Origin of the sequence: Parasediminibacterium schistidii, assembly GCF_046546515.1 — a bacterium.
In the GTDB taxonomy this organism is placed as follows: domain Bacteria; phylum Bacteroidota; class Bacteroidia; order Chitinophagales; family Chitinophagaceae; genus Parasediminibacterium.
In genome coordinates, this window is sequence record NZ_JBKHKJ010000001.1 from 225,199 (window position 1) to 242,986 (window position 17,788).

Genomic DNA, 17,788 nt, shown 5'->3' on the forward strand with positions numbered 1-17,788 from the left:
GTATTGGTGGAAAATAATTAACATTTAATCGGGAGATAACGAATGAAAAAGAACAACTATTTTCGCACCCATAGCCAATTATGGCTGGATAAAAGCGTTGCTTGATAAAACGATGAGGCTTATTATTGATGCCATATCAGACAAAGGGAGCATACCCCATGCAAATGAGGACATGGTACTAGTGGGCAACGACTGCCTCCGTGATGCCGCGAAAAGCTATGCCTTCGATTTTGATACTTACGATTACTCATTTCTCATTGCGTTAGCCGACGGGCTAGGCGGGCACACGAAAGGCGCTTATGCCAGCGAAGCGGTGCTAAAAAAAATGCAACTATCTATTGCTATGCTGCCGCCCGGCTTGCGTGCAAATGACCTAAAAAAATACCTTGGCAACGTTGTAAGCTTAATAAATGAGTATATACGCGCTGAAAGCGACAAGGATAGCTCACAGCTAGGCATGGCATCTACTTTTTCGGGCGTTTTATTTTACGAGAACCATTTTTTCCTGCTGCATATTGGCGACAGCAGGGTTTACCGCTATGGGAAGGGCAAGCTAACCCGCCTTTCAAGGGACCATTCACCAGAAGAACTGAAAGTAAACAATGGCAAGCTAAAAAATGTGCTGCTGAATGCCTTTGGCACCGAGAAAGAGATATTTTTTGATTTTGAAGACATTACGCAAAAGCTGCATGACGATGATATTATTCTTTTATGTACCGATGGGCTTACCAACCAACTGCCTGATGATAGCATTGAAAAATACATAGCCTTGCCCGATGCGCACCTGTTGCTAGCCAAAGAAGCCAACAACCAAGGCGGCCACGACAATATATCAATGGCAGTAGTAAGGTATGTTAAATATTAGTACTTATACCAACAAATACATTGCAATACACAAGCCCACCGCAATGGCAAGTGCCAGCAATAGCTTGTACCTGTTCCAGTAGCCAATCCTTTTTAGAAGTTTCGTTTGCTTGTTGATTATTGCTTTTGTGGCTTCATCATTCCCCGCAAGGGTTAGTAATATTTGGTGGGTTTGCGTTGCATCATCAAAAGGCAATAATTGGGTGCAGCGTAGTATAGATGCAATTATTTTTTTATTCATCTCTAGGTTATGTTCCTGCTGCAACACTTGCAAATAATGCCCACTAATCAATTGTTGTATTTGCCATTGTAGCTTTTCAGTATCAACCCTGTATGGATCCAGCACAGCCGCAAATGCCGACAACGATTCTGCTTGGCTTGCAATAAAAGCGGCTGTAACAACAGGCTGGGTTTTATAATGGGTATAAAAATATTTGTAGTGGTATTTTTGTCTTGTTTGTGGGTTTATAAGCGTTTCATAGGCCGTTTTTATTTGCCTGAATTGTTCAGTGGCAAGCATATCGTCTCCTATAATGTCTGGGTGGTATTGCAAGGCAAGCTTGCGGTAAGCCTTTTTAATGGCTTCCCCTGTAGCCGTGGGGGCTACCTGCAAGGTTTGATAATGATTATTTGAAGTATTAGAAGCTAACAAATTCTATTTTTATAAAGCCGAAATTAAGGGATAGTATAAAATTGGTTTACTTTTTTCGGTGGCATAAATTTTTTAGAATTAGCAGGAAGGATTGTTTTACTTTTTTGTTCCAGCGATTTGCAAAATTATTGTTGACACACAACAAACTTTGAAACACTTTTTTTGAAACACTTTAAAGTGCTTCAAAAAAAGTGTTTCAAAAAAATAGTTGATTATTTTTTGAGAAATAAAATTGTAAGCTTCTAAACTGTATAACTGGCCCCGGTAGAAATACAAGCCAATAGAAATAGCAAATATCTTAGAAGCAACTTTAGGTTAGTTAAATACGTAAATGATATTGTGAAATGCCAGTTAACTTTCTATTCATTGAGTGGATAATTTTTTTCCGGCCCGCATGAAGGTTGGCAACGCTGCGACAAGCCGCATAAGCGTGAAAAAAAATATGCACACAATTGATTAAATATAGAAAATACTACAATATAACTTTTGTAATAAATCAATAATTACCTTTAGCCAAATCTGCAATGCAAATGGTTTCAAAAATTTCAGCCGGCGTATCTGTAACTGTAGAAATTTTCTATCAGCCGGGCTATAGCAACCCGCTAAACAACGAATATATGTTTGCCTACCGCATCACTATCGAGAACCACAACACATTCAGCATTAAGCTGCTGAAACGCCAGTGGTTTATTTTCGACAGCAATGGCGAATACAAGGAAGTAGAAGGGGAAGGAGTAGTAGGTTTGCAACCTTTTATTGAGCCTGGCGAGCAGTTTCAATATACCAGCGGCTGCAATTTACGCACCGAGATGGGCAGGATGCACGGCACTTATTTCATGGAAAACCAAAATAACAGGCAGCAATTTAAAGTATTGATACCCCCGTTTGAAATGATTGCCCCCAGCAAATTCAATTAATTATTTGCCGCTTTTTATACAAAGGCACAAAAACACAAAGAAGCACAAAACAAATAATAAATTAGCAATTAAGGGGTGCATATTAGCAGGTTGACAATTATTCACCCTATGTTTACCCCCAAAAGAAAAAGCCCCGCAAATCATTGATTTACAAGGCTTCCTTCATTTAAAGCGTGATTCCGTTGGGATTCGAACCCAAGACCCCATCATTAAAAGTGATGTGCTCTACCAGCTGAGCTACGAAATCTTCACCCTTTTTTGTTTCGACTTGGGCGAACCCGTATCGTTTTGGGAGTGCAAAAATAAGGGAAATCCATTCCCAGCCAAATTTAATTTAAAAAACAACATTATTTTTTTCAGGTATCGGCAATCCTGCTTTGTAGGCTTACATTTGCTTCGCAATTTTAAAAGTTATGTCTTTGTTCAGCAATAAGGTAGTGGTTATCACAGGGGGCAGCGATGGCATAGGTCGGGCCTTGGTGGATGCGTTTTTAAAAATGGGTGCAAAAGTTGCCACTTGCGGCCGCAATTACGACAAGCTGTACCAAATACAGGCCACACATGCTGGGAAGCCGCTGTTGATACTGGCTACCGACATAAGCAAGGAAAATGAATGCAAAAACTTTATCGACACGGTTTTGCAAAACTTTGGTCAAATAGATATTTTAATAAATAACGCAGGTATTTCCATGCGGGCTTTATTTAGTGAAGTATCGCTGGATGCTTTGCGGAAGGTGATGGACGTAAATTTCTGGGGCAGCGTTTACTGCACCAAGTTTGCATTGCCCAGCATTACCGAGGCAAAAGGGTCTATCATTAGCATATCTTCCATTGCAGGCGTGCGAGGCTTGCCCGGCCGTTCTGGATACTCTGCCAGCAAGTTTGCCCTAAATGGATGGATGGAAGCAATCAGGACAGAATTACTGGATACTGGCGTGCATGTAATGTGGGTAAGCCCAGGCTTTACAGCGTCTAACATACGCAATGCAGCACTAAACGAAGATGGCCTTCCCCAAGGCGAAAGCACGATGGAAGAAGGAGAGATGATGACAGCAGAGGAATGTGCCCAGCATATTATTGAAGCCCTTGAAAAAAGGAAGCGAACGCTTGTATTAACTGCTACGGGCAAGCGAACCGTTTTTATGAACAAATTTTTCCCAGCTTTTGCCGATAAGCTAGTGCGGAATTTCTTTTATAAAAATGGCGAATTAGTAAAATAATCTTTCTTTTCAACCCCACTTACTTTACATGGCAATCATAACACTCACATCCGATATAGGGCAGCAAGATTACCTTGTTGGGGCTATTAAAGGGCAGTTGCTATCGCAAAACAGCGGGTTTAATATTGTGGACATTACACATTATATGTCGCAAACCAATTACCCACAGGCGGCTTATATTTGTTCCAACGCATTTAAGTACTACCCGCCACTAACTTTCCATATTGTTATCCTCAATTTTTTCGACACCACAGTAAATCATTTGCTTATAGCCCGGCACAAAGGGCAATACATTATTTGCCCCGACAATGGCATTTTAACCATGATTACTGGCGAGAAGCCTAATGAAATAGCCCGCTTGCCTTTGCATGGGCAGCATACGCTATTGGCAAGGACTTACATTATAGCAAAAGCAATTGAAGAAATAGTTCAAAATGCCAGTTTTGCCGTGGATACGGAAACATCAATTGATATACTGGAAAAATATCCTTTGAAAGCCACCATTGGACCCGACTGGATGGAAGGGCAAATCTTGTTTATCGATAATTTTGAGAACGTAGTTATCAATATTACCAAGGAAGAATTTGAAGAGCAGTGCAATGGCAGGGCTTTTAGTATTTTATTTACACGCGATGAGCAGATAACAGCCATTAGCAACGACTATGCGGCTATACAGGAAGGCGAAAAACTTGCTTGGTTCAACTCGGCAGGATACTTGGAAATTGCCATCAACAAAGGCAATATTGCAGGCTTGTTTGGCTTGCAGCGGTACAACGAAAAAATGAACAAAGTAGGCATGGCATCGCAGAATAAATGGTTTTACCAAACAGTAAAGATTTTTTTTCAAGGCTAGTTTTTTTGCCACAAAGGCTCGAAGGCTCAAAGTGGCACGAAGAAGAAAAGAAAAAAAGCCAGCTTCAAAACCCTCGTGGGTTAAATATGAAAATAGCTATTAGTATTTTTTCCTTTTTACTTATAACTGCCATGGGTTGCCTACCCTTATTGGCACAACCCATAAAAATACTTGCTTGCACCAAAACAAATGGCTTTAGGCACAAGGCCATGCCTGCTGCAACAGCCGCTTTAACCGCAATGGCAAAAGAGAATAACTGGGAAATAACATTCACGGAAGACTCACTAGCTTTTAGCAATTACAAGGCACTCAAGAAATACAATGCCATTTTATTTGTATTTGCAACCGGCAAAATATTTGGCGAGGCAGAGGAGCAAGCTTTTCAAAAATACATGGAAAAGGGAGGGGCTTTTGTGAGCATACATACAGGCACAGACGTTGAAAAAAACTGGCCTTGGTACATGGGCATGGTTGGGGCAGCGTTTAAAAACCATCCCAAGCAACAAAATGCAACATATTTAGTGGTTGACAGCACCCATCCATCAACCAAATATTTGCCAAGGGAATGGCAACATTTTGATGAGATATACAATTTTGCAGCCCCTTTGCCAGCTAATTTCCATGTTTTAATGGAAGTAAAAGAAAGTTCTTATAGTGGTGGCACTATGGGCAAACACCCTATTGCTTGGTATGGCCAAGTAAAAAAAGCAAGGGTATTTCAAACTGCTTTGGGGCATACCGATGAATGCTATACCGATAAATACTTCCTACAGCATTTACTAGGCGGCATAAAATGGGCAATGAAAATAGAGTAAACAATATTTAAAAAATAGGATACTACTCAGGTGCAAGTTTGGTAAATCTGCCACGAATGCACTAAGACACAAAGGGGCACAAAGTTTTAAGGAAATAAAAAGAAAAGTAAGAAGAATACTTTTGTGCCTTCGTCGCTAAAAAATCCTATTCGATGTGGCGAGTAGCTTATTTTGCTAAAAACCCTGAAAGGGTTAAACAATAGTGAAACCGTGGAAGGAGTATTAGCCCATTGAAGTATGCTTGAAATAGTTTTTGTCGGGGTAATACATATAAAAGCAAGAACCTTGCTTTATATGGTTTACGATAGGCGTACACAGCTCCTGCGGAACAGCAGGGCAGCCTTGGCTCCTGCCTAGCCTGCCACATTGTTTAATAAACGATTCACTTACATAAGGCGCACCATGTATCACGATGCCCCGTTGCTCTGCGCCATCGTTAATCCCTTTTTCTATTCCTTTTAATCTTAAAGAAAGGCCGTGGGCACCTTGGTATGTATCGCCAGTAATATAAAAACCAAGGCTCGATTTAAAAGAATTGGCTTTGTTGGCAAAAGATTTTGCAAATTCTTCGCCCGAGTTGCGGCCATGCGCCACATAAGTATTAAACAATACTATTTTCTTTTCCATGTCTATAATGTACAGCCTTTTGGAATTGGACGACTGCGACATATCGGCAATGGAAAGCAACCCTGCTTTTTGCAGGCTTTGGTGGCAATACAAAACATCCCATCCAGCCAATGCCTTTTCAAAAATTTCCTGCTTCAAGCCCAAGGCTGCAAGGTTCAGTTGATTATACAAACTCTTTTTCTCAGCTATTGAGCCAATAGCCGCCTTGCTCACTTTTGCTTTCGAGAAACTAGGCGTAGCAAAAAACAACAGAAAAGGGAGGGCTAAATGCCTTTTTTTTGAAAAAAAGTACCGCATAATCTTTAATTTATAAGTATAGATGACGGAAAATCATTTTTTGCTAATAACCAAAGATAAACTACGCTATCTATTTATTTCGTTAATTAACAAACATCAACTGCTTCATTTTAACATCGTGATGGTAAATATCTTCCCTGAAATTCAATTTCCCACCCCTATCTACAAACGCAGTGAAGTAAGCTATAAACACAGGCACTTTCTTTTTTAGCGTTACAGGCATTTCCTTGCCGCTATTCATAGCCGCATTTATTTTGGCATCCGTCCAGCTTGGGTCGCTCCTTAATAAAAACTTAGCCAACTTAAAAGGCTCTTGCACACGTATGCAGCCATGGCTAAAAGCACGGGACGATTCATCGAACAACGACTTCTGAGGAGAATCGTGCAGGTATATGTCGTACGAATTGGGGAACAAGAATTTTACCAATCCCAACGAATTTTTTACGCCCGGCTTCTCCCTTACAAGGTAAGGGAAACTACTGGCAGATTGGTCCCAGTTGATAGCAGATTCATTAACTGGCTGCCCTGAAAAAGTAACAACTTCCATGTTGTGTTTCTCTAGGTAATCCCTGTTTTTCCTGATGCCTGGCAGCACTTCTTTTTCCAATATGCCTTTGGGTATGTTCCAATAAGGGCTAAAAACGATGGTTTCCACATTGTTGTTGAATATCACCGAATTATGTACCCTTGTCGATTTGCCTACCACTACGTTGCAGCTCCATTCAAGGTTGTCGTTGTTATAAACATGCAATTTGTATTCTGGTATGTTCACGGCCAAATAGTCGCCTTTCAATTGCGTGGGTATCCATTTGCTGCGCTCCATGTTTATTAAAATCTGTTGTATTCGCTCTTTAACAGGTACTTGCAAAGCATTAACTGTTCTTTGGTTTAAGGAACTATCTTCAGGAAGCCCCAGCCTGTTTTGAAATTTTTGTAATGCAGCGGTCAATCCATCATCAAACAAAATACTTGTATCATTTACAGCTAAGTCTCCCATTACTACCAATTGCTTTTTGACGGCTGCAATGCCAGGCGATGAGCTGCCTTTTTTAAGCCCTTTTACATTTTCAGGAATGATAGGCCAGCCACCATTTTTTTGTATGGCTTTGTATTGCTGCAAAAAATTGTTTAGCAATCCGTATTGCCTGTTATAAGGTTGCAAAGACGTGTCGGCAGGGTTCTTCTTGTCCAAAACAGTGTCTAGGAAACTTCCGTAGTCTATTTTTTTCCGGTCTATAAACCAGGCTGCTTTTTTCATGGCATCCTCGCTTAGGCCTTTCCAGTTGCGCTTGGCATAGCCGAAATAATTTGCTGTCAGTAATAATTCCAACTGTAGTGCAAGGCTGTCTTTGCTGTTGAACTTATAATCTTCATCGTTTAGCTGGTCGTATAGTGTATGCAGCTGGTCGTGGTAAAAAGCCGAGTCGTTCCTGCCTTGTATCTGTTCTTGGTTTAGCATGTTTATAAAGCTGCCCGCATATTCGTTTACGCCGTCATTGTTTATCCATGCAAACGAATAATCCCTTTTCTGGTAGAAGGAACTTAGCTTCTCATGCTGTGTGCCTTCTTCTGGGTGTTGGTTGAAAAACTGCTTTATTTGTGTTGAATCAAAATAATATAAGGTAGTATCTGCTTTTGCTGTGCCAGCATCTTTCTTGTTTTTATTTTTACAAGCCGGGGCAAAAAATAAGGCAGCAATACAAGTAGCAATCAGTAATCTGTTCATTATAAAGTTGGGTAAAATGATATAAATGAAAACAGCTACTGAAAATAGAGTGCCACGAAAAATCGGGGAATATTATGCCCAGTTTGTTTTTCCGGAATGCAGGGTATATAGATACTAGATAAAACGGTGGTGGTACACCATAGTTGATTTATGTCTTAAGATTAAGGTTGTAGTAATAAGCCCAAAGTTTAAAATGAAGGTTTAGCATATATTCCTTTTTTGAGAATGAAAGGCTTTTGCGCACCATTCTGCTAAATCGTTGCCTAATGGTGTTGTTCAACCGTTCGATGTGCGCTGTTTCCCCAGTTTCCTTCCCCACCTTTTTGTGTGTTTTCACTGAGATGCAATTATAGGATTTCCAGAAATCAGAAAAGCTGTTGCATTTTAAATAGTCATAGGGCAATTTGCGCCACATCTCTTTGCAAGATGCCATGCTTCCATCCCCAAGGAAGAAAGAAACGATTTGCCTTGTTTGCCTGCATTGTGCTATCCATATCCTTATATGGTTGATTTTCAACAAGAAAAAAGTAAACACTTCGTCCACCTCTAAAATGGGGCTTTCCTTCCCGGCAGGCATGATGGTAGATTTAAAACCGGGCAGCGACTGGGCTTTTTTTAAGCCATCTTAAAATGGAAACATGACTCACGTCAAAAATACGGCCTGTTGAGCGGAAACTGCCCCTTTCCGTATAGGTGAGGGCTACCTGTTCCATATCAAGCACACGACTGGGTTGACGGTAATCCAATACACGCGTTACATTGCAATCTTTACAACGGTAACGCTGTTGGTTTGATGCGTTTTTACCATTCTTGATGATATTGGGACTTTGGCAATTGTGGCATATTCGTAAAACTGATAACATAGTAAATGCTTTCATATATAAACGAAATAATAACAACTTTATTGTACCACTACCGATAAAACTAAAAACCAACCCTTTCAGGTTGGCTTTATAATTTAACGTTTATTTCTTTTTCTTTCCCACTTCGTGCTTCTTTGAGTCTTCCCGCCTCAGTGGCAAACGCTATTCCTCCCGTCCGTGGCAAGCCTTGTATTTCTTACCGCTGCCACATGGGCAGGGGTCGTTGCGGCCTATCTTGGGGCCTACTACTATCGGTTGTTGCTTTACGGGCGTAGGATCGTAGTAATCTTCCTCCTCAGATGGTGGCAGTTCCCTGCCCGCAGCATCCACGTCCTGCTTGCGGGTTTTCAGCTTGCTAAGGTCTGTTTTTTCCTGGCGGCCTTCCCTTACGTCCCCTTCGTTTTCTATAGGTATGGCGGCATGGCACAAAAACTCCACAATGTTCTTGTTTACCTCTGCATCCATGTTTTTAAACAGGGTAAACGCTTCTACCTTGTAAATAACCAAGGGGTCTTTTTGCTCGTAACTGGCGGTTTGCACGCTTTGTTTCAAGTCGTCCATTGCCCTTAGGTGTTCCTTCCACTCATCATCAATAAAGTTGAGCGTTGCGGTTTTTTCAAGGCTATTGATTATTTCAACTCCTCCACTTTCAATTGTTTTGTCCATGTTGGCCAATACCTGCAAGCCACGTTTGCCATCGGTAAATGGCACAATCACGTTTTCTATATGCGCCCCTTGTTCCTTGCGTATATTTTTAAACACTGGAACGGTTTGGGCAGCAATTTCTTGCTTTTTGGCTTGGTAGTTATCCATGGCCTGTTGGTATAGCTTTTCTGCCAGTTGCTGTTCAGGAAGCTTATGCAGTTCATCTGAAGTAATAGAACTGTCTATACCAAAGTTTACGATAGTCGCCAAGCGGAAACCTTCATAATCATCCTGTTCCTTGAAGGAATTTACCAACCCTTCTGCCACAGAATAGAAGGCATTGTCCAAATCCAGAGCCAAACGCTCGCCAAACAAAGCATGGTTGCGTTTTGCATAGATTACCGTACGTTGCTTGTTCATCACATCGTCATATTCCAGCAAGCGTTTCCTAGTACCAAAGTTGTTTTCTTCTACTTTCTTTTGGGCACGCTCTATACTTTTAGAAATCATCGGGTGCTGTATCACTTCCCCTTCCTTGTACCCTGCAAAGTCCATCACTTTTGCAATACGCTCGCTGCCAAACATACGCATCAAGTCATCTTCCAGTGTTACAAAAAACTGTGTAGAACCAGGGTCGCCTTGGCGGCCGGCACGACCTCGCAACTGCCTGTCCACACGGCGGCTTTCGTGGCGTTCTGTGCCAATAATGGCCAAGCCACCTGCTTCTTTCACGCCTGGCCCTAGCTTAATATCCGTGCCCCTACCAGCCATATTCGTGGCAATGGTTATAGCACCTGCCAAGCCTGCTTCGGCCACTACCTGTGCTTCACGGGCGTGCTGCTTGGCGTTTAATACATTATGCGGTATTTGTTTCTGGCGCAGCATACGGCTAAGCAATTCACTCACCTCTACCGAGGTGGTGCCTACCAGCACTGGCCTACCTTCGTTTCTTAGTTTGTTTATTTCTTCTATTACAGCGCCAAATTTTTCACGCTTGGTTTTGTACACCAAATCTTGCTCGTCCCTGCGTATAGCAGTGATATTGGTTGGTATAGTAACTACGTCCAGTTTATAAATATCCCAGAACTCCCCTGCTTCTGTTTCGGCAGTACCCGTCATGCCGCAAAGCTTGTGGTACATCCTAAAATAGTTCTGCAAGGTTACCGTTGCATAGGTTTGTGTAGTGGCTTCAATTTTTACGTTTTCTTTTGCCTCAATTGCTTGGTGCAAGCCATCGCTATAGCGGCGGCCATCTAAAATACGGCCTGTTTGTTCGTCTACAATTTTCACCGCTTCGTCCATCACCACATACTCCACGTCTTTGTCAAACAAGGTATATGCTTTCAGCAATTGCTGGACGGTGTGTATCCTGTCTGCTTTTACAGAATAATCATTAATGATAGATTCTTTCTGCCTTAGTTTTTCATCAGCATCGGCAGTACTTTTGTCAATTTGCGCTAGGTTAACACTTATATCAGGAATAATAAAGAAATGCGGGTCTTCCCCAGCTTTGGTTATCAACTGGATACCCTTGTCTGTCAATTCTACCGAGTTGTTTTTTTCGTCAATAAAGAAATACAATTCTTCATCGGCAATGTGCATTTCCCTTGATTGGTCTGCTAGGTAATAGTTTTCTGCTTTTTGTAGTTTCACCCTCATGCCGGGCTCGCTCAAGTATTTAATTAAGGCATTGTTTTTGGGCAAACCACGGTGCGCCCTAAACAGGGCTAGGCCACCATCTTTTGGGTCGTCATTGCCTTCGGCAATTTTCTTTTTTGCTTCGTTCAGGAATGCATTTGTGGCACGTTTTTGTGCTTCTACCAGTTTTTCAATGCGTGGTTTCAGTTCAAAAAATTGCTCTAGGTTGTCTTGCCTGCCTATCGGTCCACTGATAATCAAAGGTGTACGGGCATCGTCTATCAATACACTATCTACTTCATCCACCATGGCAAAATGGTGCTTGCGCTGTACCATTTCATCGGGTGTGTGTACCATGTTGTCGCGTAGGTAGTCAAAGCCAAATTCGTTGTTCGTTCCGTAGGTAATGTCTGCCAAATAAGCGTTCCTGCGTTCTTGGGTATTGGGTTGATGCTTGTCTATACAATCCACCGTAAGGCCAAGCCATTCAAACAAAGTGCCGTTCCACTCGCTGTCCCTTTTTGCCAAATAGTCATTCACAGTTACTATATGCACGCCTTCGCCTGTCAAAGCGTTCAAGTAAGCGGGTAAAGTACTAACCAATGTTTTACCCTCCCCCGTTGCCATTTCAGCAATTTTGCCGCTATGCAGCACAGCTCCACCTATCAACTGCACATCATAATGCACCATGTTCCATGTTACCTTGCCACCACCCGCAGTCCAGCTATTTTTAAAAATGCTGATATCGCCATTGATAGACACATAGTCTTTTTTCACAGCCAGTTGCCTGTCTAGTTCGGTAGCCGTGGTTTCTAAAGTAGTATTTTCTTTAAAACGCCTTGCGGTTTCTTTTATCACCGCAAATGCTTCTGGTAGTATATCTTTTAATACCTCTTCTATTTGTTTGTCCCTTTCTTTTTTCAGCTTATCTACCTCTTGGTAAATAGTATCTTTGGTATGCAGTTCCTCTGCTGGCAATGCATCTGCTTCTTGTTGCTTGTTTGCTATTTCGGCATCAATATCTTGCAAATGGCTTTTAATGCGGGCTTTAAATTCCACCGTTTTGCCCCTTAGGGCATCATTGCTAAGGCTTTGGTATTCCTGGAAATGCTGATTTATTTTCACGACCAACGGTTTTATTTCCGCCACGTCTTTCTCACTTTTATTCCCGCCCAGTAATTTACTTATAAAACTAAACATATCTAAAATATAATGGTGTAATTTGAGGTTGTTGCTAGTCAAATAAAATGCTACAACCTGTTTAAAGCCAATTTGTCATTTTTTCGAGTGGCAAATGTAAAGGTTTTAGGGGCTTTTTGGGAAGTGGGTATAAATTGGTGCTTAGGAATTGATATTATTTGTTTTAGCCTGCATACCAAAAACAACCAATTAATATAAAAAATTAGCGCTATTCGTTCATTCGTGGCTAATTGGTTGTATAGGAGTTTTACGCTTTTTTATAAAAAAATCAACCTAGCCAACCTCATCCCTCCCGAAAGACCAAGACTAATTACCCAAAGGAAAAGGTAACAGAAATAGGGCAAGGAGACAATGTTTGAATATTTTTAATAATATCAATATCTACTAGTGTTATATTAAAATAGTTTCAGTTATGCCATTTTTGTGGGATTTTTACGCTGTTTCTTTTTTCAAAAATCGTTACAAAACTTATAAGCCATTGATTATCAACAACAACATCAAATTTTTGTGCGCATTTTGTGCTTATTTTTCGCTTATTTTATGCGTAATTTGTGCTTGGTTTGTGCGTAATTTATGCTCATTTTGTGCCTAATTTGTGCGTATTTTACAGCTATAAATACGAGGCCAAATTTTGAGACTACAACTATCTTAATATTAGTAAAAAAAGAGCTACGATTTAGATGCCAAGACACTAGTTTTGTAAGTAGTTGGTATCAAGTGCATTTGTACCACAAAGATAAGGTTTTTACAGATTGGGGGGTATAAGGACAAAGCGAAAAAGTTTTAGGCACCCGTTTATTTTTTGTTTTCGGTGGTTTATTTTTTTTGCTATCTTGCTTTTTACCTGTAACTAATTGATATTCAGTTGTTTATATTTTTTTGCCTCATTTTTTTTGATAATAAAAGTGAATTTTATGATAGTTTATTGATAGGAAAATGATAGGTTTATATTAGGAAAATGATAGTTTATTGATAGGAAACTGATAATATTTTGTTAGTGGATTATCATTTTCCTAAGCCAACTAACATCCGATGCGGGAGGCAAGGCCAAGCTGCCCCTAGTTTCCCTTTAATGTAAAATTCGCAGGCATAGGTATAAAGCCTAAAATAAAAATCCTATATGGGGAAAATATTCCCCCATGAGTATACAAATTTTACCCCATATAGGATACTTGTTGAGCGGCAAACATCAAGGCATTGAATTAAATATTTCCTGTTTCTGCCAAAAATAAAACAACAAAAAACGAATTTTTGAAATGCACCTCCCTATAAAGGCTAATAATCCACTAAAACTTTTTTCCATAACTTAGCATCATGGTTATTACACAAGCTTCTTTACCACCCCGTACTGCACTAGAGGTATTCAGGCTATTGCCAGAAGGCACTTTGTGCGAAGTTTTGAATGATACATTATATATGTCCCCTGCACCAAGATACACCCACCAAAGAATGGTATCCTTTCTTAATAGAAGACTAGGAGATTTTGTAGAGGACAATAACCTCGGCGAGGTCATCATATCGCCAATAGATGTTTATTTTACAGACCAAAAAAGCGCATTGCAGCCCGACCTTATTTTTATTACCCCTGAAAACAGGGGCATACTGCACGATGATGGTTATTTTTATGGCGCACCCGATTTGGTGGTGGAAGTACTTAGCCAAGATATAAAAAGGGACACCGTTACCAAAAAAGCCATTTATGAAAAGGCAGGCGTAAAAGAATACATCATGGTAAACCCCAGCACACTTTCGGTAAAAACCCTGCTGCTGGGAGATGGTGTTTACAAGGAAGTCTTTTCTGGTAGAGGCGTGTTTAAAAGCGAGTTGCTAAATGCTACATTCCCTTTATAGCAATTTTGCTTCCTTAGCGTAATTTTTTCGCCACAAAGGCACGAAGTCTCGAAGAAGCACAAAGAAAAGAATTCCAATTAAGAGAAATGCCAGGACATCTATCCCGGCATTTCTCTTAATTCAAAGTTTATTATCATACGTCTATCAACCTAAAACTTCCTCACTGCCCTTACCCTTGCCGTGTTGTTTTTATAATAAGCAAACTGGCTATTTTGCCCAAAGTCAAATACCCATGCTTGGTTCACGTCATATTCGGAGGAACTGTAGTAAAAACTGCCTGTAAAGTTGCCAAATCCCTTTGTATGGAGGTTTTTGTACATCAATGCCAGCTCGCCTTTCGATGGCATAAACCAATCGCTATAGCCATTGGCTGTTTGCACGCATACATTGGCAGCATATGTTCCACTTGCTTGCACTGCTATGATGGCAGTAGTATTTGCCTGGCCTGTTCCTACTGCAGTGTCAGAGGCACCTGTAACTAGGTAACTACCATTCCACCAGGCTACTGCTGTGCTTTGGTCGGTAGTGGCTGCTACCAAGCCATGCTGGCCACTAGCATCTATATAAAATATAATGCCACCCCCATAGTTCTGTCCAATAGTAAAACTGCTAGTGCCGGCGGTTGTTGTAAAACTTATTTGGCCTCCATAAGCTGTTCCTACGCTATTGGTGGCATAAGCCCGTACATAATAGGTGGTGCCAGCAGTAAGCCCTGTAAGGTTAGCACTATAGCTGCCTGTGCCGTTGCCGCTAGAAACGGTACTGTTCGATACAGTAGGGTTGACAGTAGTAGCATAACATACCCCTCGGCTGGTAACTGTCGCTCCTCCGTCACTTGTTATATTGCCACCTGCAATCGCAGTGGTAGAAGCAACCGTAGTAACATTTGTGGTGGTAACAGTAGGCACAGTAGCTGCAACTGCACAGCCACCCCAAGTAGGTACGCCTCCGCAAAGCGTTAAAGTGCTGCCATTAGTGCCCACAGGTATAATTACCCATTTGCTGCCATCCCAATACTGCATATCGCCAACATTGTTGCCGTTCTGGTTGCCGTTGGCAGCGTACAAAGCGTATGGCACACTTAATAATTGGCTTGCCCCGTAAATAGCATAGTTGCTGCCACCGCCAAGGTCTGTGCTTGTCTTTATATAATAGGTGCCGCTGCCCCATTTAATGTTAGAGAAGCTACCACTAGCAGGCGTGCCTGTGCCAATAGCTATGCTCACAAGCCCATTGGCATTGGTGGTTGGCCTTTGTATCTCCGCAAAAATAACGGAGCCGTTCGCCGAGTCTTTGGTAATGCTAATAAACATGCCTACCTGTGTACTTGTAACCAATGCGCCGCTACTGTTCCTTATAACTGCTTGGTAACTAAATTTTTGAGGCGCCTGAGCCATTACTGCTGCAACAAATAGTAAAGAAACAATAAGTAAGTAAATTGTCTTTTTCATATAACTAGTTAGCTTTTTTAATTTTTTATAACTTTAAATGATTTTATTAAATTGTTTTTGTCCATCACTTCCAGCAGGTAAATGCCATTTGCAAGCCCACTGGTGGTAATAACAGTTGTATTGTTATTTATTTTTTGCTGCGCAATTAGTTTGCCTTGCAAATTAAAAATGGAATAGCTCAATGAACGAGTACTGGCATCTTGTATTTGCAGGGTCAAGATAGCGGTGGTAGGGTTGGGATACACAGATAGCGTTCCGTTTGCATCACCAGCAATGGTTACCGCCACGCTGGTGGAATAAGTGCTTTTGCCACCTTTGTCTGTTTGTTTCAAACGGTAATACGATGTGCCGCTATAAGGTGCATAGTCTATTGTAGCATAGCTTTGGGTAGCACTGCTGTTGCCATTGCTATTTACAATTGATAATTGCTTGAAAACAATGCCATCTGCCGAATGTTCAACGGTAAAAAAAGCGTTGTTGTATTCAGCAATGGTTACCCAGTTTAGGGCTACTTCTTTTTTGCCTGTTACCGTTGCCTTGAACTGTATAAGCGTTACTGGCAGTGTTGTTGGAGTATATGCCTGTTGTACGCCTTCTATAATAATCCCACTATCAGCCGAAATGGAACTATATGCTATTTCACCAACGGAAAAGCTGGCTGTTCCGCCTGGGCCCGTGGCATCGCCCCCACTTGCTACCGGGCTACCTTGTGCCATCAGGCTTGTTGCCATGCTTGTAAAAAGCATACAACCCAACAGCAGCATAATTGTTGTTTTCATGATTTAAAAATTATTGTTTAGTTGATAACGGGCAGCTATTGAATTTTGTTTAGTTGTGGTTATATTCATTTTTTTTAACCTGGTTGATGCTTCTTTTATAAAGGCTAGCCTATTTAAAGGCGTCAATAAGGTTGTAAAATAAGGTATTAAAAGAAAGTAAACTTTTTTCATTGTCTGAAATTTTACTATTTATACATCTTCACAAATAAAGCCGTAACAATTATAGATTTTCATAAGAAAGGAAAATTGATTATCATTAAAATGCAATATTAAGATAAATTATTATTATTGTCAAGCGTATTAAGTTGCAAAGTTTTATGCTTTGCCAGCCTGTTGCTGAATGTATGTAGTACAAAGAATGCAAATTAACTGGCTTGATGAACAAAAATTAAAACAAGTGAATAATATTGAAGTTTGATGAGTATCTTTATATGTAAGTTGCTTATGGTCGAAATTGAGCTTGTTGCACTAAAGTTTTATTAACCTGGTTTTTTTTGCAATCCATATAATTAATTAAAGCGAAGATTGCCCAATGAAAAAATATTATTTGCATGAACAAGGGCAGCAAAAAGGCCCCTATAGCTTAAAAGAACTAGGGGCAAAGGCTGTTGCAAGATGGATGTATAGCTCGGTAATAATAGCTATGCTGTCTATAACCGTTGTGCCATACCTTCTATACAAGAACTATAAACTGGGCATTGCGCTTGGCTTGGCCAAGCAAGAAGTTTTAACCACAAGGGCACAGGCTGTAAATATTCAAGAAGGTTTGCAAATTCAAAATGACGAGCTGCGAAGTCTAAACCGAGGCAGCAAAGTGGTTGCTGACGGGATAACTATAAAGCAAATGGAATATAGGAACAACTGGAAAAAATACATACGCAGTAGCGTGCCTACTTATTCCGTAGGCTTTTTTGGAGGCGTGTCGGGCGTGTCGATAAAAATATCTGATTCTACGCAATACCCTATTGACGAAATAGACGTGGAAGTAAAATACATACTAAAAAAAGGAGGCGTATATAAAACAGAGATTGTAACGGTTACCAACCTATTGCCTTTTTCTGAAAGGAAAATAACCCTGCCAAACAGCAAAAGGGGCCGTACCGTGGTAGTAGGCTTTAGAAACATAAGGGCAAAAGCATATCGTTTTTGCTACAACAGCAGGATTGAAGTTACTGGCACAGACCCATGGTTGTGCGATTGAGGCAATGGAATGGAAATTGCCACAAAGGCACAAAGCCTCAAAGAAGCACTACGGATTTAAGGGAAGAAGAAAAAGTTACTCCGAAGCACATAGTACACATATCTATTGGTTAAAAAGCTCGTTTAAAAAAGGATAGATTTAATATGAAAACTATGTTTTCTTATTTTTTACTCGCTTCACTCTATGTGT

The 17,788-nt window shown here is 40.7% G+C and carries 16 protein-coding genes and 1 tRNA gene; 8 read left to right on the top strand and 9 right to left on the bottom strand.

Annotation, left to right across the window (positions count from 1 at the left end):
* The first annotated feature begins 112 nt into the window (after nt 1–112).
* Nucleotides 113–865: a PP2C family protein-serine/threonine phosphatase gene (locus ACHFIY_RS00820; protein WP_410844137.1), complete on the top strand. Its 753-nt coding sequence runs from the start codon at nt 113–115 to the stop codon at nt 863–865.
* 3 nt (nt 866–868) lie between these two features.
* On the opposite strand, the gene ACHFIY_RS00825 is transcribed toward ACHFIY_RS00820, so the two are convergent.
* Nucleotides 869–1,516, bottom strand: coding sequence for a J domain-containing protein (locus tag ACHFIY_RS00825; protein ID WP_410844138.1), 648 nt, complete (start codon nt 1,514–1,516; stop codon nt 869–871).
* Between the two features lie 530 nt (nt 1,517–2,046).
* Between ACHFIY_RS00825 and apaG the strand changes: the two genes are divergently transcribed.
* Nucleotides 2,047–2,433 carry a Co2+/Mg2+ efflux protein ApaG gene (gene apaG, locus ACHFIY_RS00830; protein WP_410844139.1) on the top strand — a complete coding sequence of 129 codons (387 nt, stop codon included), beginning with the start codon at nt 2,047–2,049 and terminating at the stop codon, nt 2,431–2,433.
* Nucleotides 2,434–2,607: 174 nt separating this feature from the next.
* Here the strand turns inward: apaG and ACHFIY_RS00835 are convergent.
* Nucleotides 2,608–2,680, bottom strand: a tRNA-Lys gene (locus ACHFIY_RS00835).
* A 166-nt stretch (nt 2,681–2,846) separates the two neighbouring features.
* Here ACHFIY_RS00835 and ACHFIY_RS00840 point away from each other — a divergent pair.
* From ACHFIY_RS00840 to ACHFIY_RS00850, 3 genes are all read left to right on the top strand, one after another.
* The gene (locus ACHFIY_RS00840; RefSeq protein ID WP_410844140.1) at nt 2,847–3,653 is read left to right on the top strand and encodes an SDR family oxidoreductase; all 807 of its coding nucleotides are present in this window, start codon (nt 2,847–2,849) and stop codon (nt 3,651–3,653) included.
* A 28-nt stretch (nt 3,654–3,681) separates the two neighbouring features.
* Nucleotides 3,682–4,506, top strand: a complete 825-nt coding sequence (locus ACHFIY_RS00845) for an SAM hydrolase/SAM-dependent halogenase family protein (RefSeq protein ID WP_410844141.1) — start codon at nt 3,682–3,684, stop codon at nt 4,504–4,506.
* 86 nt (nt 4,507–4,592) lie between these two features.
* Nucleotides 4,593–5,321, top strand: coding sequence for a ThuA domain-containing protein (locus ACHFIY_RS00850; RefSeq protein ID WP_410844142.1), 729 nt, complete (start codon nt 4,593–4,595; stop codon nt 5,319–5,321).
* Nucleotides 5,322–5,543: 222 nt separating this feature from the next.
* Here ACHFIY_RS00850 and ACHFIY_RS00855 read toward each other — a convergent pair whose 3' ends face one another.
* The 3 genes from ACHFIY_RS00855 to ACHFIY_RS00865 all read right to left on the bottom strand — a co-directional run bounded on the left by ACHFIY_RS00855 (nt 5,544) and on the right by ACHFIY_RS00865 (nt 8,482).
* The gene (locus ACHFIY_RS00855) at nt 5,544–6,245 is read right to left on the bottom strand and encodes a murein L,D-transpeptidase catalytic domain family protein (RefSeq protein ID WP_410844143.1); all 702 of its coding nucleotides are present in this window, start codon (nt 6,243–6,245) and stop codon (nt 5,544–5,546) included.
* Between the two features lie 82 nt (nt 6,246–6,327).
* A complete protein-coding gene (locus ACHFIY_RS00860; protein ID WP_410844144.1) occupies nt 6,328–7,971 on the bottom strand; it encodes a L,D-transpeptidase family protein in 1,644 nt (547 codons plus the stop codon).
* A 148-nt stretch (nt 7,972–8,119) separates the two neighbouring features.
* Complete coding sequence (locus tag ACHFIY_RS00865; protein WP_410844248.1) at nt 8,120–8,482, bottom strand: IS1 family transposase; 363 nt, start codon at nt 8,480–8,482, stop codon at nt 8,120–8,122.
* Between ACHFIY_RS00865 and ACHFIY_RS00870 the strand changes: the two genes are divergently transcribed.
* Nucleotides 8,376–8,600 carry a hypothetical protein gene (locus tag ACHFIY_RS00870; RefSeq protein ID WP_410844250.1) on the top strand — a complete coding sequence of 75 codons (225 nt, stop codon included), beginning with the start codon at nt 8,376–8,378 and terminating at the stop codon, nt 8,598–8,600. The genes ACHFIY_RS00865 and ACHFIY_RS00870 overlap by 107 nt on opposite strands.
* On the opposite strand, the gene ACHFIY_RS00875 is transcribed toward ACHFIY_RS00870, so the two are convergent.
* Complete coding sequence (locus tag ACHFIY_RS00875; protein ID WP_410844145.1) at nt 8,559–8,849, bottom strand: IS1/IS1595 family N-terminal zinc-binding domain-containing protein; 291 nt, start codon at nt 8,847–8,849, stop codon at nt 8,559–8,561. The two genes, ACHFIY_RS00870 and ACHFIY_RS00875, sit on opposite strands and share 42 nt — an antisense overlap.
* Nucleotides 8,850–8,996: 147 nt before the next feature.
* Nucleotides 8,997–12,317, bottom strand: a complete 3,321-nt coding sequence (gene secA / locus ACHFIY_RS00880) for a preprotein translocase subunit SecA (RefSeq protein ID WP_410844146.1) — start codon at nt 12,315–12,317, stop codon at nt 8,997–8,999.
* Between the two features lie 1,314 nt (nt 12,318–13,631).
* Between secA and ACHFIY_RS00885 the strand changes: the two genes are divergently transcribed.
* A complete protein-coding gene (locus ACHFIY_RS00885) occupies nt 13,632–14,168 on the top strand; it encodes a Uma2 family endonuclease (protein WP_410844147.1) in 537 nt (178 codons plus the stop codon).
* 149 nt (nt 14,169–14,317) lie between these two features.
* On the opposite strand, the gene ACHFIY_RS00890 is transcribed toward ACHFIY_RS00885, so the two are convergent.
* Both ACHFIY_RS00890 and ACHFIY_RS00895 read right to left on the bottom strand, forming a co-directional pair.
* Nucleotides 14,318–15,619 carry an Lcl domain-containing protein gene (locus tag ACHFIY_RS00890; RefSeq protein WP_410844148.1) on the bottom strand — a complete coding sequence of 434 codons (1,302 nt, stop codon included), beginning with the start codon at nt 15,617–15,619 and terminating at the stop codon, nt 14,318–14,320.
* A gap of 17 nt (nt 15,620–15,636) precedes the next feature.
* On the bottom strand, nt 15,637–16,398 hold the full coding sequence (locus ACHFIY_RS00895) for a T9SS type A sorting domain-containing protein (RefSeq protein ID WP_410844149.1): 762 nt from the start codon (nt 16,396–16,398) through the stop codon (nt 15,637–15,639).
* Between the two features lie 532 nt (nt 16,399–16,930).
* On the opposite strand from ACHFIY_RS00895, the gene ACHFIY_RS00900 reads away from it, so the two are divergent.
* A complete protein-coding gene (locus tag ACHFIY_RS00900; RefSeq protein WP_410844150.1) occupies nt 16,931–17,599 on the top strand; it encodes a hypothetical protein in 669 nt (222 codons plus the stop codon).
* The last annotated feature ends 189 nt before the right edge of the window (nt 17,600–17,788 follow it).